This is a genomic window from Ruegeria sp. CE9 (assembly GCF_056537425.1).
In genome coordinates this window covers 1-3,764 of record NZ_JBQFRO010000028.1, presented here as the reverse complement: position 1 = coordinate 3,764, position 3,764 = coordinate 1, and the positions used below count along the sequence as shown (strand labels likewise).

Here is a 3,764-nt window from a genome sequence, read left to right as displayed (position 1 = left end):
CATCCTATCTTTGCGCAAGGCATCAGATGAGGGCAGGCCAAGCGTGATATCATCTTTGGGCGATATGCTGCGTGACAGCGTGGAGGGCACGGGCGAAGCATTGACGCGCGCCTTTTCAGACCCAAGCCTGCGCGCGGGGCTTGGCCCCCCGCATATTCGCCTTGATGCGGCGGCGGAATTTCTTTTGGCAGATCGTATGGGGTGAAAGTTTCAATTGCCAAGCCTAACCCTTCGGGCCTATGGCAAAGTCTATGAAGCTCGTGCCCCTCTCTGAAACCTCACATTTGCCGCGCTGGCAGCGCCCCCAGGTTCTTTTGTTCCTGATGGCTTTTGCGATGCCTGTGGCCTTTGCCACATGGTCTGCATTGCTCAATAATTTTGTGATTGAGGCGGCAGGGTTTGACGGGGCCGATATAGGATGGCTGCATTCAGTGCGCGAAATTCCTGGGTTTCTCGCGATTGGCGTGATCGCTTTATTGCTTGTGATCCGCGAGCAAAAATTGGCGCTTGTGTCCTTGGTTATGTTGGGTCTGGCCACGGCGCTGACCTCGCAATTCCCCTCCTTGGGGGGGTTGTTGATTGTCACCCTGATCTCCTCCATCGGGTTCCATTATTACGAGACAGTCAACCAGTCGCTGCAATTGCAATGGATCGACAAAAAGCGCGCGCCACAGACCATTGGTTGGTTGATGTCGATGGGGTCTTTGGCCACGCTTTTGGCCTATGGGTTAATCGTGCTGACATGGCGTGCTTATGATTTGAGTTATGACTTGGTGTATGGCGTGGCAGGTGGCTTTACCGCCTTGGTTGCAGTGATTGCATTTTTCGCCTTCCCCCAATTCGAGGGCCCAACCCCGCAGAACCGCAAAATGATCCTGCGCCGCCGCTATTGGCTCTATTATGCGCTGCAATTCATGTCGGGCGCGCGGCGGCAGATTTTCGTGGTCTTTGCAGGCTTCATGATGGTCGAGCGCTATGGCTTTGCCGTGCATGAGATCACCGCGCTGTTCATGGTCACATTGGTCGCCAATATGATCGCAGCACCGCTTCTGGGTCGTGCTGTTGCCTTTTTTGGGGAACGTGCGGCCTTGATGTTTGAATATGCGGGCTTGTTCGTGATTTTCCTGCTTTATGCGGGCCTCTATCATTTTGATTGGGGCGTGGGTATGGCGGCGGTGCTCTATGTCGGCAACCATATCTTTTTCGCGCTGGCCCTTGCCATCAAAACCTATTTTCAGAAAATCGCAGATCCCGCTGATATTGCTCCTACGGCCGCCGTGGCCTTTACCATCAACCATATCGCAGCGGTGTTCTTGCCTGCGATCTTGGGGTATATCTGGCTGACCTCGCCGATTGCGGTGTTCCTGCTTGCGTCAGGGATGGCTGCGACATCTTTCGCCTTGTCGCTTTTGGTGCCGCGTCATCCAGAGGCGGGGAATGAAACCTTACTTGCGCGGCGCGGTTTACCCGTGGCTGCGCCCATCACCACTGTGATCAAATAGGGTGCTTATGACGACCTTTACCGCCTTTACCACATTGCCTGCTAAATCCGCCGCCGAAGCCTTGGGTGAGGCCATAGAGGCACTTGATCCCGCGCCCTATGGCGTAGGGGTTTTTGAAATCGAAGATGGCTCTGGCCGGTGGGAGGTGGGCGGCTATTTCCTTGAGGCCCCTGATGAAATCGGATTGGCGCTTTTGGCGGCATCGCATGGCGCGCGGGAATTTGTCGTTTCAGAATTGCCCGAAACTGATTGGGTCGCGCAGGTGCGCCGTGAATTGCACCCTGTGCGCGCGGGGCGGTTTTATCTTTACGGCAGCCATGATGCCGATACAGTTCCAAACGATGCCGTGCCCTTGCTGATTGAGGCCGCAATGGCCTTTGGCACAGGGCATCACGGCACCACCTCTGGATGTTTGATTGCGTTTGATCGCCTGCTCACTGAGGGCCATGTTTTCAAAAATGTGGTTGATATTGGCTGTGGCACGGCGGTCTTGGCCTTGGCTGCCGCCCGGGTCTTTCCGCAGACTGTTCTGGCCTCGGATATTGATGAGATCGCGGTTGATGTCGCCCGTGTAAACGCCCAAGCAAATGACCTCGCAGATCGGATCGAGGCTGTGCAAGCCGCAGGGTTTGATCATCCCACCCTCGCAGCCCGTGCGCCCTTTGATTTGATCTTTGCCAATATCCTAAAGGGGCCACTGATCGAACTGGCCCCCGATATGGCGCGTCATGCCGCGCAGGGCGGTTATTTGATCTTGTCAGGCCTTTTGTTGGAGCAGGCTGAGGACGTCACTGCCGCCTATCTCGCGGCAGGGTTCGAGCGGGTTTATGCGTCCGAGCATGGGGAATGGGCGGCGCTGACACTGCGTTATCTGGGGTGATTGGCACGCCCCGCTTGTTGAATGTTCTTGTTTCGTGCTATTGATGGGCTAAGCTGACGCAAAGAACCACAAAGGGCGAGCAGGCCATGCGTATCATCGGTATTGACCCAGGGCTTCGCTATCTTGGGTGGGGCGTAATCGAGGCGGATGGCCCGCGCCTACGCCATATTTCAAATGGCGTTATCGAAGGGGTGGGCGATGATCTCGCCCCGCGTCTTTTGGCGCTATATGATGGATTAATCGCCGTCCTTGCCGAATTTGCACCAGATTGCGCGGCGGTCGAACAGACCTTCGTCAATCGTGATGGGGCGGCCACGTTGAAATTGGGGCAGGCGCGTGGTGTTGCGATGTTGGCCCCTGCCAAGGCAGGCTTGCCTGTGGCCGAATACGCGCCAAACACAGTAAAGAAAACTGTGGTTGGGGTGGGGCACGCGCATAAAGATCAGATTGGACATATGGTGCGCCTGCAATTGCCCGGATGCGCGCCAAAATCCCCTGATGCTGCTGACGCTTTGGCGATTGCGATATGTCATGCCCATCATGCGCAATCGCAAACGCGGATCATGAATGCAGTGGGGGCAAGCCTGTGATCGGGAAATTGACAGGCCGCGTGGATTACCGCGCCAGTGACCATGTGCTTTTGGATGTCGGTGGCGTGGGCTATGTGGTTCATTGCTCAGAACGCACTCTTGCGAACCTGCCGAATGCGGGGCAAGTGGCAAGCCTTTACACCGAACTTCTGGTGCGCGAAGACCTTTTGCAGCTTTTTGGGTTTTTAACCCCCTATGATCGTGAGTGGCATCGTTTGTTGGTATCTGTGCAGGGCGTGGGGGCCAAAGCCGCGATGGCAATTTCAGGCGCGCTTGGCACAGAGGCCTTGGCCCGCGCCATTGCGATTGGGGATTGGGGCGCGGTCAAAGCGGCCCCAGGTGTGGGCCCGAAATTGGCGCAGCGCGTGGTCAATGAACTAAAGGATAAAGGCCCCGCTTTGATGGCGATGGGTGGTAGTCTGGCCCGCGATTTGACGCAGAATGCCCCTGCGCCCGTGGTGGAAGGCCCGCAGGGGCCTGCATCCAACCCTGCGGCATCGCCGCCGCCTGCAACCGCGCAGGCCGATGCGCAAAGTCAGGCTGAGGCAATTTCAGCCCTGACCAATTTGGGCTATGGCCCCTCTGACGCGGCAAGTGCGGTTGCGCGCGCGGCAGACGAGGCCGACACGACCCCTGCGCTGATCCGTGCGGCACTGCGCCTCTTGGCCCCGAAGGATTGATATGAGCACGCCTGATCCAACATTGCGCCCCGATCCGCACCCGCAGGATGATCTGCGCGAAGATCGCGCTTTGCGTCCTGAACTTCTGACTGAGTTTATTGGTCAGGCCGAA

General features: G+C 57.1%; 5 protein-coding genes. All 5 read left to right on the top strand.

The window, feature by feature from the left end:
• Positions 1–205 (top strand): hypothetical protein (locus ACR0B3_RS23480; protein WP_480811180.1); only part of this gene is annotated, 205 nt, incomplete at its 5' end.
• A 46-nt stretch (positions 206–251) separates the two neighbouring features.
• Positions 252–1,502, top strand: coding sequence for an MFS transporter (locus tag ACR0B3_RS23475; protein ID WP_340254357.1), 1,251 nt, complete (start codon positions 252–254; stop codon positions 1,500–1,502).
• A 7-nt stretch (positions 1,503–1,509) separates the two neighbouring features.
• Positions 1,510–2,382 carry a 50S ribosomal protein L11 methyltransferase gene (locus ACR0B3_RS23470; protein ID WP_340298483.1) on the top strand — a complete coding sequence of 291 codons (873 nt, stop codon included), beginning with the start codon at positions 1,510–1,512 and terminating at the stop codon, positions 2,380–2,382.
• A gap of 86 nt (positions 2,383–2,468) precedes the next feature.
• A complete protein-coding gene (ruvC, locus tag ACR0B3_RS23465; protein WP_340298788.1) occupies positions 2,469–2,972 on the top strand; it encodes a crossover junction endodeoxyribonuclease RuvC in 504 nt (167 codons plus the stop codon).
• Positions 2,969–3,652, top strand: a complete 684-nt coding sequence (gene ruvA / locus ACR0B3_RS23460; RefSeq protein ID WP_480811179.1) for a Holliday junction branch migration protein RuvA — start codon at positions 2,969–2,971, stop codon at positions 3,650–3,652. Before ruvC ends, ruvA begins: the two co-directional genes overlap by 4 nt.
• Positions 3,653–3,764 lie beyond the last annotated feature (112 nt).

What these genes read in the sequence shown, in the direction of transcription:
- ACR0B3_RS23475 (WP_340254357.1), top strand. Translation starts at nt 252, where the DNA reads ATGAAGCTCGTGCCCCTCTCTGAAACCTCACATTTGCCGCGCTGGCAG.
- ruvC (WP_340298788.1), top strand. Translation starts at nt 2,469, where the DNA reads ATGCGTATCATCGGTATTGACCCAGGGCTTCGCTATCTTGGGTGGGGC.
- ACR0B3_RS23470 (WP_340298483.1), top strand. Translation starts at nt 1,510, where the DNA reads ATGACGACCTTTACCGCCTTTACCACATTGCCTGCTAAATCCGCCGCC.